The 22,063-nt window shown below is 59.2% G+C and carries 20 protein-coding genes; 4 read left to right on the forward strand and 16 right to left on the reverse strand.

Features of this window, described 5'->3' with window-relative positions; translation table 11 throughout:
* Positions 1 to 67: 67 nt before the first annotated feature.
* The 4 genes from CGA21_RS07775 to CGA21_RS07790 all read right to left on the reverse strand — a co-directional run bounded on the left by CGA21_RS07775 (position 68) and on the right by CGA21_RS07790 (position 5,443).
* Positions 68 to 1,441 (reverse strand): LLM class flavin-dependent oxidoreductase, encoded by a 1,374-nt coding sequence (locus CGA21_RS07775; protein ID WP_188263896.1) that lies wholly within the window; start codon positions 1,439 to 1,441, stop codon positions 68 to 70.
* Positions 1,442 to 1,478: 37 nt separating this feature from the next.
* Positions 1,479 to 2,324: an amino acid ABC transporter permease gene (locus CGA21_RS07780; RefSeq protein ID WP_083349115.1), complete on the reverse strand. Its 846-nt coding sequence runs from the start codon at positions 2,322 to 2,324 to the stop codon at positions 1,479 to 1,481.
* Positions 2,321 to 3,142 carry a transporter substrate-binding domain-containing protein gene (locus tag CGA21_RS07785; protein WP_188263897.1) on the reverse strand — a complete coding sequence of 274 codons (822 nt, stop codon included), beginning with the start codon at positions 3,140 to 3,142 and terminating at the stop codon, positions 2,321 to 2,323. Before CGA21_RS07785 ends, CGA21_RS07780 begins: the two co-directional genes overlap by 4 nt.
* Positions 3,143 to 3,277: 135 nt before the next feature.
* Positions 3,278 to 5,443, reverse strand: coding sequence for a methyl-accepting chemotaxis protein (locus CGA21_RS07790; protein WP_188263898.1), 2,166 nt, complete (start codon positions 5,441 to 5,443; stop codon positions 3,278 to 3,280).
* A gap of 274 nt (positions 5,444 to 5,717) precedes the next feature.
* Here CGA21_RS07790 and CGA21_RS30125 point away from each other — a divergent pair, with 274 nt between their 5' ends.
* The 3 genes from CGA21_RS30125 (at position 5,718) to CGA21_RS07805 (ending at position 9,733) form a co-directional block, all read left to right on the forward strand.
* The gene (locus CGA21_RS30125) at positions 5,718 to 7,283 is read left to right on the forward strand and encodes a methyl-accepting chemotaxis protein (RefSeq protein ID WP_188263899.1); all 1,566 of its coding nucleotides are present in this window, start codon (positions 5,718 to 5,720) and stop codon (positions 7,281 to 7,283) included.
* Between the two features lie 314 nt (positions 7,284 to 7,597).
* Positions 7,598 to 8,278 (forward strand): class I SAM-dependent methyltransferase, encoded by a 681-nt coding sequence (locus CGA21_RS07800; protein ID WP_110747835.1) that lies wholly within the window; start codon positions 7,598 to 7,600, stop codon positions 8,276 to 8,278.
* 1,020 nt (positions 8,279 to 9,298) lie between these two features.
* A complete protein-coding gene (locus tag CGA21_RS07805) occupies positions 9,299 to 9,733 on the forward strand; it encodes a hypothetical protein (protein WP_020799224.1) in 435 nt (144 codons plus the stop codon).
* 83 nt (positions 9,734 to 9,816) lie between these two features.
* On the opposite strand, the gene cydB is transcribed toward CGA21_RS07805, so the two are convergent.
* Both cydB and CGA21_RS07815 read right to left on the reverse strand, forming a co-directional pair.
* Positions 9,817 to 10,839, reverse strand: coding sequence for a cytochrome d ubiquinol oxidase subunit II (gene cydB, locus CGA21_RS07810; RefSeq protein ID WP_188263900.1), 1,023 nt, complete (start codon positions 10,837 to 10,839; stop codon positions 9,817 to 9,819).
* Positions 10,840 to 10,851: 12 nt separating this feature from the next.
* Positions 10,852 to 12,228, reverse strand: a complete 1,377-nt coding sequence (locus CGA21_RS07815; RefSeq protein WP_188263901.1) for a cytochrome ubiquinol oxidase subunit I — start codon at positions 12,226 to 12,228, stop codon at positions 10,852 to 10,854.
* A 230-nt stretch (positions 12,229 to 12,458) separates the two neighbouring features.
* On the opposite strand from CGA21_RS07815, the gene CGA21_RS07820 reads away from it, so the two are divergent.
* Positions 12,459 to 13,682, forward strand: a complete 1,224-nt coding sequence (locus CGA21_RS07820) for a zinc-dependent alcohol dehydrogenase (protein ID WP_110747184.1) — start codon at positions 12,459 to 12,461, stop codon at positions 13,680 to 13,682.
* A 108-nt stretch (positions 13,683 to 13,790) separates the two neighbouring features.
* On the opposite strand, the gene CGA21_RS07825 is transcribed toward CGA21_RS07820, so the two are convergent.
* The 10 genes from CGA21_RS07825 to CGA21_RS07870 all read right to left on the reverse strand — a co-directional run bounded on the left by CGA21_RS07825 (position 13,791) and on the right by CGA21_RS07870 (position 21,993).
* Positions 13,791 to 14,291: a CinA family protein gene (locus CGA21_RS07825; RefSeq protein WP_110747186.1), complete on the reverse strand. Its 501-nt coding sequence runs from the start codon at positions 14,289 to 14,291 to the stop codon at positions 13,791 to 13,793.
* A gap of 38 nt (positions 14,292 to 14,329) precedes the next feature.
* The gene (locus tag CGA21_RS07830) at positions 14,330 to 15,496 is read right to left on the reverse strand and encodes a carboxylate-amine ligase (RefSeq protein WP_188263902.1); all 1,167 of its coding nucleotides are present in this window, start codon (positions 15,494 to 15,496) and stop codon (positions 14,330 to 14,332) included.
* A gap of 35 nt (positions 15,497 to 15,531) precedes the next feature.
* The gene (locus tag CGA21_RS07835) at positions 15,532 to 15,828 is read right to left on the reverse strand and encodes a hypothetical protein (RefSeq protein ID WP_110747190.1); all 297 of its coding nucleotides are present in this window, start codon (positions 15,826 to 15,828) and stop codon (positions 15,532 to 15,534) included.
* A gap of 101 nt (positions 15,829 to 15,929) precedes the next feature.
* The gene (locus CGA21_RS07840; RefSeq protein WP_188263903.1) at positions 15,930 to 16,850 is read right to left on the reverse strand and encodes a ZIP family metal transporter; all 921 of its coding nucleotides are present in this window, start codon (positions 16,848 to 16,850) and stop codon (positions 15,930 to 15,932) included.
* A gap of 63 nt (positions 16,851 to 16,913) precedes the next feature.
* Positions 16,914 to 17,798 (reverse strand): manganese catalase family protein, encoded by an 885-nt coding sequence (locus tag CGA21_RS07845; protein WP_110747194.1) that lies wholly within the window; start codon positions 17,796 to 17,798, stop codon positions 16,914 to 16,916.
* Positions 17,799 to 18,210: 412 nt separating this feature from the next.
* Positions 18,211 to 19,032, reverse strand: a complete 822-nt coding sequence (locus tag CGA21_RS07850; protein ID WP_188263904.1) for a DUF3618 domain-containing protein — start codon at positions 19,030 to 19,032, stop codon at positions 18,211 to 18,213.
* Positions 19,029 to 19,460: a phage holin family protein gene (locus tag CGA21_RS07855; RefSeq protein WP_110747197.1), complete on the reverse strand. Its 432-nt coding sequence runs from the start codon at positions 19,458 to 19,460 to the stop codon at positions 19,029 to 19,031. Before CGA21_RS07855 ends, CGA21_RS07850 begins: the two co-directional genes overlap by 4 nt.
* Positions 19,460 to 20,110, reverse strand: coding sequence for a hypothetical protein (locus CGA21_RS07860; RefSeq protein ID WP_188263905.1), 651 nt, complete (start codon positions 20,108 to 20,110; stop codon positions 19,460 to 19,462). The genes CGA21_RS07855 and CGA21_RS07860 overlap by 1 nt, the downstream gene beginning before the upstream one ends.
* A gap of 166 nt (positions 20,111 to 20,276) precedes the next feature.
* Positions 20,277 to 20,897 (reverse strand): hypothetical protein, encoded by a 621-nt coding sequence (locus CGA21_RS07865; protein ID WP_110747201.1) that lies wholly within the window; start codon positions 20,895 to 20,897, stop codon positions 20,277 to 20,279.
* Positions 20,898 to 21,036: 139 nt separating this feature from the next.
* Positions 21,037 to 21,993: a threonine dehydratase gene (locus CGA21_RS07870; RefSeq protein ID WP_188263906.1), complete on the reverse strand. Its 957-nt coding sequence runs from the start codon at positions 21,991 to 21,993 to the stop codon at positions 21,037 to 21,039.
* Positions 21,994 to 22,063 lie beyond the last annotated feature (70 nt).

The following is a 22,063-nucleotide window of genomic DNA, read 5'->3' on the forward strand; positions in this document are numbered from 1 at the left end:
CGACGCTGACAACCGGGGTGCAGGCGCATGTGCCGTTTGACCTCAACTGCGCATTCGCCTGCAACACTCAGTCAAAACGGAACGAGGCGCCATAAGCCGAGGCAGGCAAATGACTCGAACCGTCGGCGCGCAACCGTGAACGCAAGGTGCCACTTTGCGGCCGGGTGCGGTATAGCCCGCGCTTTTGCAACTCGGGGATGACCAGTTCAACGAAATCCTCAAGGCTGCCGGGACTGATCAGCGGGTTGAGCATGTAGCCGCTGGTGCCGGAGATTCGCGCATGCTCCTCGATGCGCTCGGCCACCTGGTGTGGCGTGCCCACCAGGATAAGATCGCTACCTCGGGTGACCTTTGCAAAACGCTGTTTGACGTCACCCGCGGTCAAGGGTTTACCACTGCCATCAGGGTGCATCACGTAGGAGGTCATGCCCTCGGTGTAGGTGGAAAGTGCCTCACTGTCGGCGTAGCGGCCGATATCGATACCGGTGTCACCCGCATAACTGACCAGCTGTGCCTGCAGGTGATAGTTGCTTTGCAGTTCGTCATATTTGCGCTGGGCTTCGCTTTCTGTCTTCGCCGTGACGATACGCAGCACCGTCAGCGACTTTACATCCTCGCGCTGACGGCCACGTGCCTGGGCCTTGGCCCATATTTCCTCCAGCCCCAGACGAATTTCCTGCGGGTTGGACTTGGCAATGAAGATCAACTCAGCGTGTTTGGCGGCGAAATCACGACCGCGCCCCGACCAGCCCGCCTGAATCAACAAAGGCGTGCGTTGTGGCGATGGCGAGGTCAGGTGCGGCCCGGCCACCCGGTAATGCTCACCCGCATGGTTGATCGCACGCACGCGCTCGCCCCGGGCATAGAGCTGGCGCGCCTTGTCCGCGACCACAGCATCGTCGGCCCAACTGCCCTCCCAGAGTTTGTAGGCCACATCCAGAAACTCTTCGGCGCGCTCATACCGGTCATCGTGCTTGATCATCTGCTCCAGACCGAAGTTGCGGGCGGCGCTGGACAGGTATGAAGTGACGATGTTCCAGCCGACCCGTCCATTGGTGAGGTGATCCAGGGTGCTGAAGCGTCGGGCGTGGGTAAAGGGATGTTCGTAGCTGGTGGTCACGGTAACGCCAAAGGCCAGGTTCTGCGTGACGGCGGCCAACGCCGGGATGATCATCAGCGGGTCATTGGCCGGTGCTTCAACGGCCCATTTCATCGCCGCATCAGCGTTGCCGCCAAACACGTCGTAGAAACCCAGTACATCGCCAAAAAACAGCATGTCGAGGTGCGCCTGGTCAGCAATGCGCGCCAGGTTCGACCAGTAGCCGAGGGAATTGATTGCCAGGCGTTCATCAGCCGGGTGAGTCCAAAGGCTTGGCGCACCGCCACAGCCCACGCTGGCTTGCTCATAGAGCGCAAACAGAAGAGGAGTTGGATCGGACATCGTGGTTCCTGATTGAGTAAGAAACGGGGGCGAAACATCAACGCGGGTTCTTGAAACCTTTGCCGTAGTGGCGTTCAAGGCGGTGCTGGATCAGTTCAAGCCCGATGGACAGCAACCAATAGATGACGGCGGCGGTGGTGAGCATTTCGATGTAGCGATAAGAAGAACGCCCATAGGACTGCGCCAGGAACATGACCTCCCACACACCCATCACTGAGATCAGCGATGAGTCCTTGAGCATTGAAATGAACTGACTGGTTGTCGGCGGGATGATCGTGCGCATCGCTTGCGGCAAAATGATGTGCAAAAAAGTCGCTGCCGGCCTGAGGCCCAACGCCATCGCCGCTTCGCGTTGCCCGGGGGCTACCGCCTGGATACCGGCACGAAAGATCTCGCTGAGGTAAGCCCCGTAATTAAGCGAAAGCGCAATGATCCCCGCACTGATAGCGCCAGGTACGACGCCCAATTGCGGCAAGCCCAGGTAAATCAGCAGGATCTGGATCAGCAGCGGCGTGCCGCGAAAAAAAGAGGCATAGAAACTGGCGATGCCGTAAGCCACTGCGCTGCGTGACAGTCGTGCAAGCGCCGTCACGAAGCCCAGCAGCAAGGACAGGCAGATCGAACACAAGCATAGGAACAACGTCAGCGCGGCGCCTTGCAGGAAACCGTTCGGCCCCAGATGCAGTCCAAGCAGATTCGGCAACTTCTCCAGAATGATTGAGAACTTCAGATCGAAGCTCATGAAAAACATGACGCACAATCCCAACAGCGTCGCCCACGTCAGATACAGGCGCGTGCGAAATCCCGATAACAGGTGAACACGACGCTTCTCGGTTTCGGCGGCCACCGTCGCTTTGGCCGGGTATGGGTTCTGGGCTGTCATTGGCTGATGTCGGCACCGATCCACTTCTGCGAAATGTTGCCCAGCGTTCCGTCAGCCTTCAGTTGGCCAATGACTTCGGTCACCTTGGCGTTCCATTGCGCATCGCCCTTTTCAATCGCCACCACGTTCGGTTCGGCATACAGCGCATCGCCAGCAATCTTGAAGCGAGGGTCCTGGGCGATACGCTCGCGGGCCGTGATCAGGTTGGTGACCATCGCGTCAAGGCGCACGCCTGTACCCAGTACCAGGTCCTGGAAGGCAACCGTCTCGTTGTCGTACGGCGCCACCTGGACATTATCGAAAGGAAAACTCAAAGGCTTGTCTTCGGCGCCTTCGATCGCCAGGTCCTTGTTCAGGTAGGCTTCATAAGTCGAGGCGCTGATCACCCCGATTTTTTTGCCAGACAAATCCTTGCCTGCCGTGATCTTGTTGTCATTGGCATTCACCACGATCACCGCCGGCGACTGGTAGTACTCGACAGGGAAATCGAATACTTCGGCGCGGGCCTTGCTCGGGGTCATCGAGCACACGCAGATATCATAACGACCGTTCCAGTGACCGGCGGCGATGACATCCCAGGATGGCGTTTCCAGCTTGAGCTTCACGCCAAGACGTTGCGCAACCGCCTTGGCCACATCCACGTCAAACCCGTCCAACTGGTTTTGCTCGTTGAGAAAAGAGAACGGCGGATAGCTCTCCATCAGGACGCCGGTCAACTCGCCTTTTTGCGTGACGCGATCAAGGATGGCCCCTGCGGACGCTGTTGAGCAGAGAGTCAGCAAGGCCAGGCCAAGGGGTAAAAACGCTTTGCTTTTCAAAGACAAGTACTCCAATCAATCGAAAATAACTGATTAGATTAAAACGCAATATAAAAATCGTTAGTACTTGTTTTATGGAATAACAGGCTCATTTCAAGGTATATCAATCAGCACCGAATACACCGGCGTACGGACTCAAACAGCCGCCACACTCGCGCCATTGCCGCTCACCTCGAACTGCCCCACCAGCTTCTGCAGCTTGTTGGCATTGAGTCGCACCGTTTCGGCACTGTTTTGCAGCACCACCACGGTCTGGCGCATTTGCGTGGAGCAGTGGTCGACCTTCTTGATCGTCTTGCCGTAGTCGAGGCTGCGCGTGTTGAGCTGTTGAATGATCGCAAACATGCTCTCTACCGCCTGATGCAACTGCACGTTTTCCGAAGAGGCATCCTCGGCCAGGCGCAGGCTGTTATCGACGTCCTTGACGCCCTCCTCCATGAAGCTGACGGCTTTTTGCGTTTCGTTCTGCAAGCCTTCGACCATCTGCCGAATGTCATCGGCCGCCCGCGAGGTGCGTGAGGCGAGGCTGCGTACCTCGTCGGCGACCACTGCAAAACCTCGCCCATGTTCCCCTGCGCGAGCGGCCTCGATGGCTGCATTGAGCGCCAACAGATTGGTCTGGTTGGTGATGTCGCTGATCAGGCCGGTTATCTTGCCGATCTGGGTCATCCTGCTGTCGAGCAACTGCACGCTCGATGAAGAACGTTCGACCACATCGCGAATGGATTGCGTGCCTTGCTGCACGGCCAGAAATTGCTCGCGGGCACGGGTGACTACTTCATCCATCGCCTGTTTCATTTGTTCGGCGCTGGCAGAGGCCTGCTGGATCTCGCCCAGTTGGTCTTCGACGATCAGCATCATGCGATGCACCGCTTCGGAGACTTCGCTGGAAGTGTCACTGGCTTGCTGGCTGCGTCCGAGCATCATCTGATTGGTGGTGCCGACGTTGCTGCTGGCCTTCACCACTTGCCCTACCACCGAGTCCAGATGGTCGATGAAACTGTTGATCCAGCGCCCCATGTCGCCCGTCTCATCATTGGCCATGCGCTTGATGTCCAGGCGCTGACGCAGGTTGCCCTCGCCTTCGGCAATGGTCCGGATCACGCCCGTCATCTCGTTCAACCTTGCCGCCAGGCGCTTGGGCCCGAGCCGGCTGAACAGGAACGCGGCGCCGGCCATGCTCAAGACCTCGACGGTATCGATCATGCCCTGGTCCAGGCCACTGTAGTGCTGCACCATGTAGTTGCAGGCAAAGAGACCGGCCATGGTCGCGATGTAGGGTTTCATCAGGCCATGGCTGAGCGAGCGTCGGCGGTACACCTCCTCCAGATCGGCCTCGCACATCATGCCCCAGCGGTCAGGTGAACCGGGCAACTGGAAGGTAACGCCCTTGCCGACCACGGGAATGTGCCGGTAGTCGGAGTAACCGGGATACGTCACGAAGAGGTTGGAGCCCTTGCGGATAGTCTCGCGTACGCCGGGGTGCAGTTGTTGCGTCGCCGGGTCGGTGAAGCGCAGCTCAAGCTCGGTGTGCCGCTGGATCTGCACGGTCTTCCAGGGGGTGTGTACGCCACTCTTCAGATTTTCACCGTGGCTGAAGGTGCCGTCCTCGAAACGTGAACGTGACAATGCGGTACCGGGCTCAATGGCGGGATCGAAACGCGATTGCGCCATGAACAGGTAATTGTCACCCGACTCGGCAAAAATGTGCCCGGCCTCACGCTGGATAAGATCGCCCAACACATCGTTGGGTATGCGGCCGCAGAGGCAGCCCAGGACTTTTCCATCGACCCTCAGGGGCTGATAGAACATCAGCGTGACTTCATCAAAGAAGCGCGAAGACGAGGGGCCGATTTGCAAGGTCAGCGGATCGCTGTAAGGGCCATGCAGGAACGGCGCCTTCAATCCTTGCGCCAATGCGCGGGTGTGCTCCAGCCGAGCTTTGCCGCGCTGGCTCCAGGTTGAAACGATGACACTGCCGCTGGCGTCAACGACAAACAACTCCGAAAAATCCTCCGCCTGGACGAGCTTGTCCACCAACGATGTGCTGTCGAGGCTGGCGAAATCAGCACTCAGGTGTTCCGCCAGTTCCGCCAGGTGCTCCCACTTCTCGCGTGTCCAGTTCTGCAGCAACTGCACCCGGGTTTCAGCGATGGCTTCGAAGGTTTGCTCGATCACCGGATAAGCCGACCGATTGAGCCAGCATGACCAGCCCATCGTGAGTTTTCCAGTCTTGCCGAACCAGGGTAGCCAGCGTTTTTCGTTGGCGGACAATTGCATGAAATTACTTGATAGCGACATCCACTTCGTCCATTGCGACACTCAGATGGCTAATTGATAGCAAATACTAGGCCAATTCGTGAGCAGGCTAACCAATTCATGACGTGGAGTAAGGTTGACCAGGGCACCGGTTTTGGGAGGCCGAGAAAAACGCAGGGCGTCCCTGTCATCAAATGAAAAGAAAGTGTCGTCCGATGCGGGGTCGGCGCTCGCGGGATACGCGTAGAACACATCGCGTATTTTTTGATTTACGTGTTCCAGACCATAATAAAAATCCGTATAGGGATCGCATTTTATGCGTGTGAATTTGCCCGTAACCGACCATGAAAGATTATTCCCTGCCGATCAACGCCTGATCTCCACCACCGATCTCGATAGCCGAATCACTTACTGCAACGACGCGTTTGTCGACATCAGCGGTTTCACCTACGACGAACTGGTTGGTCAGACGCATAATCTGGTCCGGCACCCCGACATGCCGCCCGGGGTATTCGTGCATATGTGGCACACCATCAAGCAAGGCAAGCCCTGGATGGGGATTGTGAAAAATCGTGCGAAGAATGGTGATTTCTATTGGGTCAGTGCCTACGTCACGCCCATCTATGAAAACGGCCGCCTGAGCGGTTACGAGTCGGTTCGTTCGGTGCCCAGTCGCGACCAGGTGCGCAGGGCAAGCGCGCTTTATGCAAGGATGCGCGCCGGCAAGCCGATCGTCGCGCTGAGTGCGCGGATTTTCCGGCCGCTGCAACAGGGTTGGCCATTACTGATGGCAACCACGGTTTCACTGCTGGCTGATCAGTGGCTGGAAAAAGCGGCGGCCCAAGGGGTGCTGGTAGTGAGCCTGGGGATTGCCTGGTTCCTGATCGTGTCCCGACAACGCAGCGCCATACAGCGCACCCTGGCCGAGCATCCGAAAGCTTTTGCCGATCGCTTGGTCGCACTCACCTACAGCGATAACCATGGTCCCCAGGGGCAACTGGACATGGCCATGCTCAGTGAGGAAGCCCGCTTGCAGACAGCCTTGAGTCGGCTCGTGGATGCCGGGGTCAGTGTCAAGGCCAAGGCGGCGCAATCATCCGAGTTGTCCGGCTTGCAAGCGCAGGCACTTGACCGCCAGCGCAGCGAAACCGATCAGTCCGCCGCCGCCATCTCACAGATGGCGGCCACCAATCAGCAGGTGACGCAAAACGTCATCAGCACCGCGCATGCCGCCTGCGAGGCGGACCAGTTGACCAGGGATGGCAGCGAATTGGCCGGACAAAGCCTGCGCGCCATGGAGGCCATGAACGCCGCCGTCAACGAAATCGCCCAGGCGGTCAATGCGTTGGCGAGCGAGACGCAGTCGATCGGCAGCGTCGTGGATGTCATCACGTCGATTGCCGAACAGACCAACCTGCTGGCGCTCAATGCGGCGATCGAGGCGGCCCGGGCAGGTGAGCAAGGTCGCGGTTTTGCCGTGGTTGCCGATGAGGTGCGATCCCTGGCCCAACGCACCCGCACCTCCACCGAACAGATCCACGGCATCATCGCTTCCCTGCACATCGGTGCCGATCGCGCAGTCACGACGGCCACCCGGGGTGAGCAGATTTCCCGCGACAGCATGCAGCGTGTCGAGGCGGTGCAGGCCGCCTTGGTCGGTATCAGCCAGGCCGTCAGCCGGATCACCGATATGAGCCAGCAGATGGCGTCGGCGTCGGAAGAGCAAAGTCACGTGACCGAAGATATCAATCAACAGATCACGCGAATTGCTCAATTGTGCGACCACAGTGCGGGGCAGGCCAAGCAAGGCGCGGCCATCAGCCAGGATCTTGAAGGGATGGCCGAGTACCTGCACAGCCTGGCCGAGCGTTTTAATCGATAACCTCAGCCCAGCGACGGGCGGGCTCTGACCGTCGCTGGTGCCCTTGACACGCGCTATGCAAATCCAAGGAACGACAGGACGACCGCGATAACCACCACCAGTCCGACGATGTAGATAATGTTGTTCATCAGTCCACCTCTCAATCTGAATAGGATTGAAAAACGCGGGTGCGATAACGTCCAGCTCATGCACCTTTGCTTGTCACTCCATTCGACAACGCTCAGGGCGCATTGTCCCAATCAGGCGCAGCAGGACCAATGGTCCGCGTTCACCTGACCTATGCTTCTATCCAGCCCACCACTTCGGACATCGCCATGCCTGCCGACGAAACCACTCTCCTCCAGAGCTGGCACCACAATGCCCACGCGTGGATCGAAGCCGTGCGCACCGGCGCCATTGAAAGCCGCCGCAATGTCACTGACCAGGCCATCCTGCTGGCGATAATGGGCCGCCAACCTGCACGCGTGCTCGACCTCGGTTGTGGCGAGGGCTGGCTGTTGCGTGCATTGGCGGAACGAGGCATCGAGGCCGTCGGCGTGGACGGCGACGCTACGCTGGTCGAGTCAGCGCGCGCGGCCGGCGCCTCAACGGTGTACCTGGCCAGTTATGAAGAGCTGGCGGATTCGAAGGTTTCAATCGGCAGCGACTACGACCTGATCTGCGCCAACTTCGCCTTGCTGCACCAGGACATCATCCCCTTGCTCGCAGCCATGAACGCCCTGCTCGCCCCCGGCGGCGCGCTGGTGATCCAGACGCTGCATCCTTGGACCGTCGCTGCGGGCGACTATCAGGACGGCTGGCGGGAAGAAACTTTTGGCGGATTCGAGGGGCAGTGGCAACCGATGCCGTGGTACTTGCGAACCTTGTCCAGTTGGTTCAATGCGCTGGACATGGCCGGGTTCCGGCTGGCCGGACTGCAGGAGCCACAGCACCCGCAAAGCCCAGCGCCGCAGTCGTTGCTGTTGGTGGCTGAGCGGCGGGATGGTTTTGTTTAGAGGATTTTTCCAGTTTCATCGTGTGGCCGAGCCAGGAGCGCAGGGCCTGCGCATATTTTGACTGGGTGTATGAACTCGCCCCCACTGGGCAGAACCTTCAAAAAGCCAATGTAGAGCAAAAGCTATGCGAGGCGGACTGACCTGATCGTTTTCATCCTGTGATGTTCCGCATAACGATTGCGCACGGCTCAATTAATGCGTCGTCAGCGGAACGCGGAGCGTCCCTGGCGGCATTCCCACGCAGAGCGTGGGAACGATCAATCGAGGTGCCCCCGTCAAAGTCAGGTCGGCTTTAAGGCCGCCTCGCTCTGCTGTTGATCGCGAGCGCCCCGTTAACCACGATGGCCGAACACAGGTATTGCGCAGTGGGGAAACCGGCAGGACGCCGGTTTAGCCGCGCTGGGCCAAGGATGGCCCATCGCGGCGACCCACGGAGCAATGCCTTCGTTCTGGCATGCCGAGCCCAGGCGAGGCACCAAGTGGTGGGGCAAAGCCTTTTGCTTCCTTTTTGGCGTTTGAAAAAGGGAGTCGCCGTAAGGGCGAAACCGTAAGCCGCCGTTACCGCAGCAATGGATATGTACGCAGGCAACCAATTTCACACAGGGCTTCCTGTGACGCCCCGCATCACCGTTGCGCACGGCTCAATTAATGCGTCGTCAGCGGAACGCGGAGCGTCCCTGGCGGCATTCCCACGCAGAGCGTGGGAACGATCAATGTGCTGCCGCCTTCGCGAGCAGGCTCGCTCCCACAAGGGATCAGGTGCACCCGTAACAGTCAGGTCGGCTTTAAGGCCGCCTCGCTTTAGCTCTGGATTTGGGTACCCCGTCAAACCAAGAGCCTTTTGCCCAGTTTTTCACTGGCCCGGCGTTCCCGCATTTGGAAAAGTAAGCTGCCGTAAGCCCAAACCCTAAGCGGCCATTACCGCAACAACGGATATTTTCCGCAAATTTCTTCATACAGGCTATTGGCTTCCATGGATGAGCTACCATAGCTAAACCGTTTTTTTATCCGGAGAAGATTATGCATCGATTGGTTAAGCCGTCGGATTATGTTCTTCAGACTGCGCTGGACAAAATGGTCTACATGCTTCCCTGGGAACGACGACATTGCCCCGGAAACCCTACGGAAGAGCCCGAGCAAGGCGCTCTGCTCTACAACCAATACATCCTGAACTTCCTGCACGGTGTGGCGCCGCGTACACCCAGTGAACGAATCGTTGAAATTGCCCAATGGTGCCTGGCGTTGGCCGGCGAGCCTGCGCGGGCGTTGGCCGATGATTTGTCTGCGGCTTACCTCAGTCGATACAGCTTCGTGCTTGCTGATATTTCAAAATTCGACGATGAATCGAGAGAATTTCGGGGGCATCTGGCGCTCTGGCCTGAAGAAATCAAAAAAATGCCAGCCAATCTGGTAATGGCTTTGCGAGCCAGGGCCGCGGGACTCTTACTGCGCTGACACATTGGGCAGCCAGAAAATCGGGGGCAGGCGACAGGCAAAGCGATTGTTGACCTGCTCACCCCCATGCGCCGACCGCCAAGCTAATCTCCCATACGTTGTTTGTCGCCCTCCAAGGCACGCACCTTGCCGCTGAAGACACTGAAGCCGTAGGTGTTGTAGATGAGCGTCACCGGTATCAGCACGGCGAAACCGATCAACATGAACACCTGGCTTGTCGGACTTGAAGCAGCCGCTTGCAACGTCAGCTGCGGCGGGACAATCAGTGGATACAGCGCTGCAATCATCAATGCAAAGGCTAAAACAAAGATGCCCAATGCAGCGAACAGCGGCAAATAATCCCGGCGGCTTTGAAAACCCGAAATGAAGCCGCACAGCAATGCCAGGAGCAGTAGTGAAGCCGGCAGCCAGACAAGTGGATTTGCCAACCGGTACGCATATCGAGCGTCCAGGTTCACTGTCCAGGTCACCAATACGGCCAGTAGCACCAGCGTCATGCTTGCCAACGCCCGCGCCTGGCGAGCTGATCGCCGCTGCAGTTCTTCTTCAGAACGCCAGTAAAGCCAACAGGCACCCAGCCACGTGTAGCCAACGACCAGCACTGCGCCGCAATACAACGGAAAAATACCCAGCCACTCCCAGCCGTCGCCGCTGTACTGCCGGCCATCATTGGGTATACCCTGCACAAGCGTCCCCAATACGATCCCCTGACAGGCACCCGTCAGCAGCGAACCGCCCAACAACAAGCCGTCGACCGCGCGCTTGATTCGCTCATTGGGTGAGTAATCGCGAAATTCCAGGGCTACGGCTCGCAGGATCAGTGCGAGGAACATCAGGATAAAGGGCAGGTAGAGTGCCGGCAGCAGGATCGCATAGGCCAGCGGAAACAACGCCAGCAAACCACCGCCACCGAGTACCAGCCAGGTTTCGTTGGCATCCCAGATCGGCAGGATAGTCACGGCCATGGCACGCCGAAGCTGACTATCGCGTGTCAGGCCCAGCAACACACCCACGCCAAGATCAGTGCCGTCCAATAGCACATAATTCAACACTGAAAATCCCAGGGCGGCGGCTGAAAGCACTATTACCCAGTCATTGTCCAGCATGGATCGATGCCCTCAGGACTCACCCGTCTCATCGGCCAGTGTCGGCTGCGGGCCGGGCTCGCCCTCGTGCGGCGGCTCACGCAACACTCGCAGCAACACCCACAGGCCCACGCCAAAGATCACCAGGTAGAACGCCAGGATTGTCCATGTCGCGCCTACCACCTGTTCCCGGGAAACCGCTGACAGGCTGTCGGCCGTGCGCGACAATCCATAAACCGTAAACGGCTGGCGGCCAACCTCGGTCACAGTCCAGCCACTCAACATCGCCAGGAATCCAGCCAGGGTCATCCCGACACACCACCTGTACATCCAGCGCGTGGCGTACAGGCGATGTCGCCAACGCAGGACCAGGCTGGCCACGCCCTGCCCTAACATCAACAGGCCCAGGCCGACCATGACGCGAAAAGCAAAGAACACCGTGGGCACAGGGGGGATGTCCTGGGGCGGGAATTCGTCGAGGGCGGCGATGGTGCTACTCAGGTCATGCCGCAGGTACAGCGACCCCACGCGCGCAATTGCCAGTTCCCAATGATTGCGCCGCTCTGTCATGTCCGGCAAGGCGAACAGCCGTAGCGGCTCCCCTGCCCCTTCATTCGGGCGAGTCCACGAGCCTTCGATGGCGGCGATTTTCTGTGGCTGCACGTGGAGACTGTGCAGGCCATGCAGGTCTCCAGCGACGATTTGCACGGGGGTGAGCACCGCTATCGCCCACAGCGCCATGGACCACACCAGCCGCGCCCGCGGGTTCTGCGGCGCACGCAACAGCTGCCAGGCACTGACACCGGCCAGTAGTGTCGCGGTACCAAGAAACGCTGCCAAGGTCATGTGCGCAAACCGATAAGGGAAGGAAGGATTGAAGATGATTGCCCACCAATCCTGGGCGATGAAGCGTCCATCGGCGCCAATGGCGTAGCCGGCGGGTGTGTGCATCCAGGAATTGGCCGACAGGATCCAGAAGGCGCTGAGGAGCGATCCCATGGCGACGGCGCAAGTGGCAAAAAAATGCAGGCGCGGGCCGACTTTCTTCATGCCGAACAACATGATGCCAAGAAAGCCTGCCTCCAGAAAAAAGGCCGCCAGCACTTCGTAGAACATCAACGGGCCGAGGATGTCGCCCGCCTGGGTCGACAGCCGCGACCAGTTGAGCCCGAACTGGTACTCCAGGATCAGCCCCGACGCCGTGCCCACCGCCACGGTGAGGGCAAACACTTTCAGCCAGTAGCGGTAGACGTCCAGGTAGATCGTTTGCCTGCGCCACAGCCAAAGCGCTTCAAGCGCCATCAGGAAGTTGGCCAGGCCGATCGTGAGCGCGGCCAGGACAATATGAAAGCTGATGGTGATCGCAAACTGGGCACGCGCAGCCGTCAGCGCCGAATCAAACGCGGCCATGATGGCCACCGACTGCTAACCAGAGCGGACAGCCTGCGTTGCGGACGGAAATAGGCATGACACCGGACCCATGCAGTATTTGTCGGTTGACTGTTGCGGGCGCCAATGATTCCGAAACGCGCCTCAAGCCTCGAGACCGCTAGTCACACCTTTCCATCATCTCGGTGAACTAACCGCCCTCATTGCTCCTCTCCCACTTACCATCAAGCTAGCGAGAGGGGCAGGACGTCATGAGAGCACTCACCTATCACGGCGCGCATAGCGTAAAAGTCGACACTGTCCCCGATCCCGTGATCGAGGATAGCGACGACATTATTCTTCGGGTTACGGCCACGGCCATCTGCGGTTCGGACCTGCACCTGTATCGCGGGAAAATCCCGACAGTCGAGCATGGCGATATCTTCGGTCATGAGTTCATGGGAATCGTCGAAGAAGCGGGCTCGGCAGTCACTGCCGTGCAACCAGGCGACCGTGTGGTGATCCCTTTCGTTATCGCTTGCGGCAGCTGCTTCTTCTGTCAGTTGGATCTGTTCGCCGCGTGTGAAACCACCAACACCGGGCGTGGCGCGATCCTGAACAAGAAAGCCATCCCGTCCGGCGCCGCGTTGTTCGGTTTCAGCCACATGTATGGCGGCATACCTGGCGGGCAAGCGGAGTATGTGCGTGTTCCCAAAGCCAATACCGGACCTTTCAAGGTGCCGGGCACCCTGTCGGACGAGAAGGTGCTGTTCCTGTCGGACATTTTGCCCACCGCCTACCAGGCGGTGACGAACACCGGTATCGGCAACGGTTCAAGCATCGCCATCTATGGCGCCGGCCCTGTCGGGTTGTTGAGTGCGGCCTGCGCCAGGATGCTCGGAGCCGAGCAGATTTTCATGGTCGATCACCACCCCTACCGCCTGGCTTACGCACAGAAAACCTACGGCGTGATACCGATCAATTTCGATGAAGATGATGACCCGGCAGACACTATCATTCGCCAAACCAAAGGCATGCGCGGCGTGGATGGCGTGGTGGATGCGGTGGGATTCGAAGCCAAGGGCAGCACCACGGAGACAGTGCTGGCCACCCTCAAGCTTGAAGGCAGCAGTGGCAAAGCGTTGCGCCAGTGCATTGCCGCGGTAAGGCGTGGCGGGGTCGTGAGCGTGCCAGGCGTGTATTCCGGGTTCATCCATGGCTTCCTGTTCGGCGATGCCTTCGATAAAGGGCTGACCTTCAAGATGGGACAGACCCATGTGCAGCGTTACCTGCCAGAGCTTCTGGATCATATAGAGACAGGTCGCCTGGCCCCGGAGGTTATCATCAGCCATCGACTGTCGCTGGAACAGGCAGCCGAGGGGTACAAGATGTTCGACAAGAAGGAAGACGATTGCCGCAAGGTCATCCTGACGCCTGACGATAACCAGATTGCGTTGCCTGTGGACGACGACAGCGCCACGGTCCTGGCTACCTGATAGGCACCTCCAGCATCATGGGCGGCAAGCCAGCTCCTACGGTTTTTTTTGTTGCACGCAGAACTCAATCACAACTCCGGTAATCGGCTTTGTCGCCCATGGCTGTCCCTACCCACACTCGCCGGCCAACGCGCGTTGATGAAAATGCGGCAGCAGCTTCAATGAGTGGTCTGCCGCCAACCGCTGCACCTCACAACGCGAACCGATGAACCGATGCTGCCGGCTGAAGATGCTCAGCCCCCGTTCGGTCTGATAAGCCCAGGCAAAACAAATGGTGCCAGCGGGAATCCCGTCGACGTCATCAGGGCCAAGGATGCCTGTCGTCGACACAGCCACATTCGCGGTGCTGTCGTGCAAGGCTCCCAGAGCCATTTCCCGCGCCACTTCACAGCTGGTCAGATTGAACGTTGCGATCGTGTCGGGACTTACCCTCAACAGTCGCTGCTTCGCTTCGGGTGAGTAGACCACATAGCCGCTCTCGATCAGCTCGCCACTGCCTTCGACCTCGGAAAGCAGGGTGATGATTTTTCCGGCGGTGCACGACTCCGCCGTGGTCAGCAGCAATGCGTGCTCGCGCAGATATTCAACAGTGTCGTCGGCAATAGGCATGGCGCCTCCCGGTAACGCCTTGTGTCGTTAATGTTGGCTCACGACCCACAGACCGCTGGTTGCAGGTCATCAACTACGCAGGGCTCTTGCGACGTTTCCATCAGCAGTTGATCCACCACCTCAACCAGTGCGGCGTGGGTATCGCCTGTGCTGCACAGGGCCCGCCGGTAAACGCTGCGCTGTCGGTCGGCACTGGTGCCGTTGCGCAGGATCCGGCGGGCCTGGGCAAAGACGTTTTCCACGTGCATTGACCGCGCTGTTTCACCCAGGATCTGCTGCGCCAGGACAAGCCACTGCTCGGCCGAGAAGGGTCGGTCGTACCCTTCGACGATGAATGCCCCCTGCGTGCCTGACCGTTTCGCGCGCCACCGGTTTTCCTTGAGGATCCAACGGGACTCTTGCGAATAGCCCGACCCAGGCCGGGGTTGATCAATCGCATAGGCCACCAGCAGTCGAAAAAACGAGGCGATACACAAGGTGTCTTCCAGGCGCGGGCAGGCATCCGTCATGCGTAATTCCAGGGTCGGATAGCGCGACGCAGGACGCACTCCCCACCAACATTCACTGGCCTGCCTGATGGCACCGGTACGCATCAGCAGCGCGACGTAGGCGTCATGGGCAGCCTCATCTTCGAAGTACTCCGGGATGCCCATCCTCGGCCACTCGTCACAGGCCGTTTGCCGATAGCTCATGAAGCCGCTGTCGGCACCGTCCCAAAAGGGCGAAGAACTGCTCAGTGCCAACAACAGCGGCGTCCACGGCAAGACTTCGTTCATCACCTGGATACGATCAAGGTGACCCGGCACCTCAACATGTACGTGCAGCCCCGACAGCACACTGCGCCGGGCGACCCGTTGGTAGTCGTCAAACAGCTGGAGAAAATGATCTTGCCCGGTGGCCTGCTGCGTGCGCCAGTCGGCCAAAGGATGGCTGCCCGCACAGAGCAGTCCAAGGCCGTAGGGCTCCAGCGTACGCTGCAAACGTGTGCGAGCAGAGACAAGGTAGTTCTCGGCTTCCGGCATGCAGGTGAAGATAGGGGACGCTACTTCGATCTGGCCCTGGAACATTTCATAAGCAAAGCAACTGCCCATCGCCTCCTGGCACGCTTCGATCGAAGCGCCGGGAGGCTCATCGGTCATTCGCCGGGTGTGCACGTCAGTGATGAAGTATTCCTCTTCAATTCCGAACTTCAACCGTCTGTTCATCGATGTGCCCTCGCCTTTCACACTGTCGCCTGTAATCACCCCTGGTCATCAACCGCCCCGTCACCATCGCTCACCTGGCCCACGGGGTGATAATCCTCTCCCGCTACTGCGCGCAGAAAGGCCAGGTCGGCCTTTCTGCGCAGATCACGCCACTCTTGCCAGCTGACAATGCGCAGGCGATCCATTTCATCTGATTGTCTGAGCAGTTCTTCGTGATAGGCATCCGGAGATTCCTTGCGCAGTGCAATGTCATCGAGTGCTTGGTACCAGGCGTCCAATGCACACAATCTTCGTTCCTGTGCCGGCGTCAGTCGGTTTGTGAAGGCGTTCATGGCAGTGGAATTCCCGAGTAATTTCTGAATGGATCAACACGGTTCGAGGCAGGTTCATGGGGACCGACAAGAGGCGCCGACCATGTTTCAGGCGTTCTGGTTCAGCCCAATGCGGTATCGAGAAACATCATTACGCCAAACCCCAGCATCAGCCCCAGCGTCGCGGGCGTCTGGTGGCCATTGCGATGGGTCTCGGGGATGACCTCATGGGAGACGACAAAGATCATCGCGCCGGCGGCAAGCCCCAGGGCAACGGGATAGCCCAAGGCGAACGTCGTGGAGATGCCAAGACCGGCCACGGCGCCCAGCGGCTCCATCAGCCCTGACCCAACGGCAATCACCACGGCACGCAGTGCCGAGATCCCGGTCACGCGCAACGCCAACGCGACGGCAAGTCCTTCCGGGATATCCTGGATGGCAATCGCCGTTGTCAGTGGCAATCCCACCTTCATGTCCCCATTGGCGAAGCTGACGCCGATGGCCATGCCCTCAGGCAAGTTATGCAAGGTGATGGCCAGGACAAACAGCCAGACTCGATTGAAGCGCTCGGCTTCAGGCCCCTTGCGTCCACTTTGTAGATGCTCATGGGGCACAAACCGTTCGAGACCGATCATCAGCGCCACCCCTAAAGCCAGCCCCGATACGACGACACAGGCCGCCAACGGCTTGTTATCGCAAATCGCCTGGGCCGCTGCGATCCCCGGGAGAATGAGAGAAAAAGAACTGGCGGCGAGCATCATGCCCGCGGCAAAGCCCAGCATGGTGTCCTGTGTCCGTGCGCAGATATCGTGCAGGACCAGCGCTATCACGGCGCCGAGCGCAGTCGCGGCAAAGCCGCCGAGACCGCCTAGAAACGCATAGTGCAGGTTGACCCGGTTGGGCCCGTCGAAGGCGCTGAATCCACTGATCAGCAGGAGGATGACGACCCCAACGAGGGTTGACCAGAAAACCAGGCTTGTCCATCCAGCCCTTTTAATCGGGCTGTACCACGATGCTCTGACAGGAGCTGACGGTTCGGGCATGAGATCTCCTGTATCCGTTGCAATGAAAACACCGCACGCCAGAACGGCGTGCGGTGCACTTCATCAGGCTTCCTCACGTCCCTGCACACCTGCACCCAGATCGGCGCCCGTTATTGGATCGCTTTCGGGGTCGGACATCGTGCGGGCCTTCAGGTCCATCAGCAATGAATTTTCCTCGGCACTGAGCTCCACACTGGCTGTGCCGTCACCGCCATCGACTGCCGGCTGCGGATCTTCCACGTAAGTCCAGTCGTCCCCCTGGTTCCACGGCCCACGCGTACTGCCTTCGCCCTGGGACAAGTTGAAATACACGTTGGTGAAATCGGCCATGCCCGGCAGCTTGCCTTGAGGGAAGTTAGGCTGGATCGAGTGCAAGGCTTTTTCGAAGGACAATTGATGGGCGATTTCGCGGGTCATCAGAAAGCCCAGGGCCTCCTTCACGCCGGGATCATCGGTGACGTTCATCAGTCGCTCGTAAACAATCTTGGCGCGCGCCTCGGCAGCGATGTTGGAACGCATGTCCGCCGTGGGCTCGCCGATGGTATCGACGTAGGCTGCCGACCAGGGCACACCGGCTGAGTTGGTCAGGGGCGCACCGGCCCCGTACAGCAAGGAGGTGATGTGCGAGTCGTTACCAGCGCCGTTGATTGCGCGGTACAGTTCGCCCTCCTCTTCCACGCCTTCGGCCACGCGGCCTTTGGCACCCTTGTTGAGCATGACGATGATCGAGCCGACGATCTCAAGGTGACTGAGCTCTTCGGTGGCAATGTCCATCAGCAGATCCTTTCTGCCAGGATCTTCCTCGGCCAGCGCCTGGGTGAAGTAGCGGGACGCGGCGGCCAATTCCCCCTGTGCTCCACCGAATTGCTCAAGTAAAAGGTTCGCCAGACCGGGATTGGGTTGGGCAACGCGAACGGTGTATTGAAGTCGTTTGTTATGCAGGAACATGATGAATCTCCTCAGGCCTCAAAGGCGTCGATACCCATCCGGCAATTGACCGAATGCGGCGCCCACAGTCATCTGAAGGAGCTGCCCTCGCAAAAATTTTAAAAAAGATTAATGACTCGCGACGGGCGGTATTTCGCGTTATGAATCCGGCGCTCTTCACACCAGTCGTCGGCCATTGTTCAAACCCTTAAAACTTTTCCTGCCGGCACGATTTCAACCGCTGTCGCTTTGCATTCCTGTAGGAGCGAGCATGCTCGCGATGGACGTCAACGATAACGCGGGGCTCATGGATAAACGCGGAGCATCTGAGACCACCCTCGGAACGCCGCCCGGAGCATGCTCACCCCCACACTGGAAAAAGCCAAAAAAAAAGGGAGGCCAGGATTCGACCTCCCGCCTTTCGCTTGATGCCTTACGACGTACCCAACCCACGAGACAGATCAGCTGGTTGGCTGCCGGTTACGGGGCGATCCCCTTCGGGCTTCTCCGCATCGGTGTGCTCGGTGGTTTTAGTCACCGTATCGCGCACCGCTTCGAACCCCTCCCGAGCCTGCTGCTTGACCTTGTCGGCCAACCCTGCGGCGGTCTTGCCCATGTAGCGCTGCTCGGTCGCTGTCGATGGGAATGCTGCCCCCAACATGGCCCCCACGGCGATGCCAGCAGCGGCCATCATCAGCGGCTGTTCCTTCAGCAACTGGCTGACCTGGTTGCTCATCTGTTGCGTTCCGCGCACCAGGCGATCGCTGGCATCGTGCACGGCATGGCTGATGTTTTCGCCGGCAGCGCCCAGGTTATCGCCCAAGTGCGCCGCTTTGCCTTTGACCGTCTGGTAACCCTCCTTCAGGGTGTCGGCAGTCTGGTGCAAATGCTCACGCGCACCGTCAAGGCCATCCGCCAGGCCATCGGTCCACTCCCCTACCTTGTTCTGCTGTGGTTGCGCTCGATAAACAGGACGAGGAGTCGGTGGACGGTTCTGGCTCATCATCAACCATAACAGCCCCACCGACGTCACCACCGCAGGCACCGGATTATTGCGCACGCTGGTGCCAAGGTTACTCAGGAACGTAGTGCCGTTGCTCTGCATGAAAGACAACGCCTGGTCGAAGACCTGACCCGGGGTGAACTTGCTTTCCAGCGCATCGACGATGTTGCCAATGCTTGCACGCTGCGCATCGATTTCACGCTCGATGGTCTCGGGGCTTTTTTGCGATTCGATTTCGAATTCACTGTTCATGAGACTCTCCTACGCAGCGCTTCCTGGTCTTTGTTCAAGGCATCCAGCGTGCGATCAGGCTTCAAGTGGGACGGTTCGAACTGTTTTTTCCCGGATTGCAGCATGGCGAACCCGATGATCATCACCACGACACCGACGATCAGTGCGGCCAGCCACGGTGCCATGACCATGCTCAAGCCATAGACCACGGACATCAGCAGAATGATGAATCCCGCCAGCAGCACAATCGCCCCGCCAGCGACACCGGCAATGCCAGCCTTGAGCGTCGTAAGGCTGGCTAACAGCTCAGCCTTGGCCAACGCCAGTTCCTTGGTGAACAACGAGGGCACTTCGCGCGTCAACTGACGCAACAGCCCGACCACCGAAGCGTCAGGCTCAGGCACGGGCACCGGTCTTGCGCCCGGCAGATCTGGGTTATCTCTGTTCATCACAGCGCTCCTTTAAAGGACGTGGAACCGGGAGTCGGATTCGTCGCAAAATCTGACGGATGATCCTGTCCGTTCGGCGAGGCCGGCGTGATGCCGGTTGCCAGACCCGGGTTGTGATCGGGACGTGGCGCAACGGAGGTTTCGTAAGGTCGTTGAGCGCCAAAACCACCTGATGGAGGCATTGAACGACCTGCCGCCGGATCGCCACCATCGCTGACTGTCGCCGCAGGCGCGGTGCCGGCCTTGAGAAAGCGCGAAAGGCCAAAGCCCAGCGCAATGCTGCCGGCAATGAACAATCCCGGATTATTGCGCGCCAGATCGGCCGCGTCGTGGAGCAGCTGCTCCGCGCTTTTCCCGCGCAAATTCCCCGCCAGCCCACTCATGGACTCCGCCATGTCTGCGAGGTAGTCGGACATGCCAAGCTTGTCCTTGTCCTCAAGTTCCGAAACGAAAGATTTTGCCCCTTGGGCCAGGGCCTCGATCTGATCGGCTGCCGTGTCACGGTACTGGCCAAACTGCTCATCCACCTGCTGTCTCGCACCGCCAAGCGCTTCTGTCACGTTCTCCTTGAGGTGTTCAAAATCAGGGGCTGGTGTTGCGGTATTGGGTTTGCCTGACCGGTCATCTGTCGTGCTGTCTGTAGTATTCATGTCGTCCCTCGCCTTCTGAGTGAAGAAAAGCGTTATCAGGGTTCGCCACGAAACACCCGCAGCCCCCCTCCCTTCTGATGACGGGACAGTGTGAGGGGGAGTTCCAATGAAATGATGAATGATCGGTACAACAGCCGCTCGTTTAACAACCAGGTACAACGGATCGTTAGATTCCCAACGCAATCAGCTGACAAACAGGTACCCACGCCACCTGGACGATCAGCAACAGGATAAACGACAGGAAGGCCCTGAGCAGAAACGCATGGGCCATCCTGATGCAGGACAGCTTACGATGGGTCCCGGTGTGGTTGTGCCTCACGGCAAGCAGCAGTTTCTCCACCAGCTCGGGCTTGGGATCGGTCTTGCACCACAGGCTCGCCAGGTCACTGGCGTCGACCCGGCTTGAGGCTGATACCTTGAGCGTTTCAAATGCCCAGATGCCTGCGCGAAACAGATACAAGGTGGCCACCAGGAAGATGGCCAACGAGACGATGTTGTAGCCGATGGTTGATTTGTCGCTCCAGATACTCGCGAGCAAAGCGGCTAACACCGGTGCGAGCGCGGTGACGACTGCCAGGTAGAGGCTGGCTTTGGCGTCTGCGGTTTTTCGTCGATCCGATTCGGCATCATCGAGCCGTCGCGCTTCTTCAAGCGCCGCATCGGTGTCCACGTCCCAGTTGGCCGCCCTGATACTCGTGTTGTCTTGCTGATGCCCGGCCTCTTGCTCCTTGAGCGCTTGCCTGGTGAGCGTTTGCAACCGGGGCCAGATCAACTCTGAAAGGTTCATGGGCGGCCAATGCCTGGAAGTTCATCGACAATGGCGCGGGGATAGGCATGGCGGCTACTTTGTCCCGCCACGCCCGCTGCCCATTGGGGTTGATTTCATGATAGTCGAGTGCGCCGTTTCTGACGGAGGGGTAAACCTGTCAGCCGATCACGCGCGCATACACCGATCTGTCGACGTTGCCACCGGACAGAATCACCCCCACCCTTTTGCCCCTCATTGCGTCGCGCTCCTGGATGAGCGCTGCCAGGGCGGCGGCGCCTGCACCTTCTGCGAGATTGTGGGTATCGGTGTAATACATGCACATGGCCTCGGCAATCTGCGCCTCGTTGACCGACACGATCCGCGCTGCACCTGCCGCGTAGACGGCAAAGGCTTCGGCAATCGGCTTGCGCACGGCCAGGCCGTCGGCAAAGGTATCGGCCGAGGCGGTCTCACATATCGAACCTGCTTCAAACGATAGCTTTGCGGCTGCCGCCTCGGTGGACACCACGCCCACCACTCGGGTTTTCAGGCCCAACGCATCGCGGGCGGCAATCACTGCGCAAATCCCCGAGCCACAACCAATCGGCACGTAGACGGTATCCAGGTCCGGTGCGCCCTTGAACAGTTCCAGCGCATAGGTGGCCACGCCTTTGACCAGCTCGGTGTGGAATGGCGGTACCAGGTAAAGGCCATGGACCTGTGCCAGGCGTGCGGCTTCTTCGCGGGCCTCATCGAAATCACGGCCATGTTCGACCACTTCGCCGCCAAAACCGCGCATGGCATTGTTCTTTTCCAGCGAGTTTCCTTGCGGCACGACAATCAGTGACTTCAACCCCAGCGCGCTGGCCGCCAGCGCCAGGCTCTGGCCGTGGTTGCCGCGGGTGGCCGTGACAATGCCCCGCACGTGCGGATGCGTGCGCTTGAGCCAGTGCATGAAGGTAATGCCGCCACGCACCTTGAATGCACCTGTGGGCGTGTGGTTTTCGTGCTTGACCCACACGGTGCAACCCAGGCGTTCCGCCAGCAAGGGCCAAGGGTACTGCGCGGTGGCAGGCATCACCTGGTAAACCAGGCGAGCAGCTTGTTCGATATCGTCGCGAGTCAGTGTGTGCATGAGGAGGCTCCCAGGGGTTTGGCCCAGTCTAGCCACGCACGCCCTTGGCCGGCTTTCAGAAAACCGACCT

Origin of the sequence: Pseudomonas sp. PSB11, assembly GCF_014596605.1 — a bacterium.
In the GTDB taxonomy this organism is placed as follows: Bacteria; Pseudomonadota; Gammaproteobacteria; order Pseudomonadales; family Pseudomonadaceae; genus Aquipseudomonas; species Aquipseudomonas umsongensis.

Excerpts from the sequence above, each read along its gene's own strand:
- CGA21_RS07775 (WP_188263896.1), bottom strand. The coding sequence starts at position 1,441 with ATGTCCGATCCAACTCCTCTTCTGTTTGCGCTCTATGAGCAAGCCAGC.
- CGA21_RS07780 (WP_083349115.1), bottom strand. The coding sequence starts at position 2,324 with ATGACAGCCCAGAACCCATACCCGGCCAAAGCGACGGTGGCCGCCGAA.
- CGA21_RS07790 (WP_188263898.1), bottom strand. The coding sequence starts at position 5,443 with ATGTCGCTATCAAGTAATTTCATGCAATTGTCCGCCAACGAAAAACGC.
- CGA21_RS30125 (WP_188263899.1), top strand. The coding sequence starts at position 5,718 with ATGCGTGTGAATTTGCCCGTAACCGACCATGAAAGATTATTCCCTGCC.
- CGA21_RS07800 (WP_110747835.1), top strand. The coding sequence starts at position 7,598 with ATGCCTGCCGACGAAACCACTCTCCTCCAGAGCTGGCACCACAATGCC.
- CGA21_RS07805 (WP_020799224.1), top strand. The coding sequence starts at position 9,299 with ATGCATCGATTGGTTAAGCCGTCGGATTATGTTCTTCAGACTGCGCTG.
- cydB (WP_188263900.1), bottom strand. The coding sequence starts at position 10,839 with ATGCTGGACAATGACTGGGTAATAGTGCTTTCAGCCGCCGCCCTGGGA.
- CGA21_RS07815 (WP_188263901.1), bottom strand. The coding sequence starts at position 12,228 with ATGGCCGCGTTTGATTCGGCGCTGACGGCTGCGCGTGCCCAGTTTGCG.
- CGA21_RS07820 (WP_110747184.1), top strand. The coding sequence starts at position 12,459 with ATGAGAGCACTCACCTATCACGGCGCGCATAGCGTAAAAGTCGACACT.
- CGA21_RS07825 (WP_110747186.1), bottom strand. The coding sequence starts at position 14,291 with ATGCCTATTGCCGACGACACTGTTGAATATCTGCGCGAGCACGCATTG.
- CGA21_RS07830 (WP_188263902.1), bottom strand. The coding sequence starts at position 15,496 with ATGAACAGACGGTTGAAGTTCGGAATTGAAGAGGAATACTTCATCACT.
- CGA21_RS07835 (WP_110747190.1), bottom strand. The coding sequence starts at position 15,828 with ATGAACGCCTTCACAAACCGACTGACGCCGGCACAGGAACGAAGATTG.
- CGA21_RS07840 (WP_188263903.1), bottom strand. The coding sequence starts at position 16,850 with ATGCCCGAACCGTCAGCTCCTGTCAGAGCATCGTGGTACAGCCCGATT.
- CGA21_RS07845 (WP_110747194.1), bottom strand. The coding sequence starts at position 17,798 with ATGTTCCTGCATAACAAACGACTTCAATACACCGTTCGCGTTGCCCAA.
- CGA21_RS07850 (WP_188263904.1), bottom strand. The coding sequence starts at position 19,032 with ATGAACAGTGAATTCGAAATCGAATCGCAAAAAAGCCCCGAGACCATC.
- CGA21_RS07855 (WP_110747197.1), bottom strand. The coding sequence starts at position 19,460 with ATGAACAGAGATAACCCAGATCTGCCGGGCGCAAGACCGGTGCCCGTG.
- CGA21_RS07860 (WP_188263905.1), bottom strand. The coding sequence starts at position 20,110 with ATGAATACTACAGACAGCACGACAGATGACCGGTCAGGCAAACCCAAT.
- CGA21_RS07865 (WP_110747201.1), bottom strand. The coding sequence starts at position 20,897 with ATGAACCTTTCAGAGTTGATCTGGCCCCGGTTGCAAACGCTCACCAGG.
- CGA21_RS07870 (WP_188263906.1), bottom strand. The coding sequence starts at position 21,993 with ATGCACACACTGACTCGCGACGATATCGAACAAGCTGCTCGCCTGGTT.